The organism is Psychroserpens mesophilus (assembly GCF_050617655.1).
In the GTDB taxonomy this organism is placed as follows: Bacteria; Bacteroidota; Bacteroidia; order Flavobacteriales; family Flavobacteriaceae; genus Psychroserpens; species Psychroserpens mesophilus_A.
Genome location: NZ_JBODQC010000295.1, coordinates 1 through 256, shown reverse-complemented (window position 1 = coordinate 256; position 256 = coordinate 1). Strand labels below are relative to the sequence as shown.

The following is a 256-nucleotide window of genomic DNA, read 5'->3' as shown; positions in this document are numbered from 1 at the left end:
CTTCGTGGGGAAACACGGAAGCTGTATGCCCGTCATCCCCCATCCCGAGTATTACCAGGTCAAACCGAGGCAAACCGTTTTCCGCTGGGAGCTGCTTTTTCAGGAGGTCGGCATAGCGTTGGGCCTCGGACTCCGGGTTGGCTTCCCCCCGGATGCGGTGGATGTGCTTGTCCGGGATGGGTAAGGGGTCGAAAAGGTGCTCGCGGGTCATCCTGAAATTGCTCTGCGGGTCGTCCGGGGGAACGCAGCGCTCATC

General features: G+C 60.9%; 1 protein-coding gene. It reads right to left on the bottom strand.

Annotated elements, in window-relative coordinates; genetic code table 11:
- Window positions 1-256: 6-phosphogluconolactonase (locus ACRHNM_RS17335; RefSeq protein ID WP_431137898.1), on the bottom strand; the 256-nt coding region annotated here is incomplete at both ends.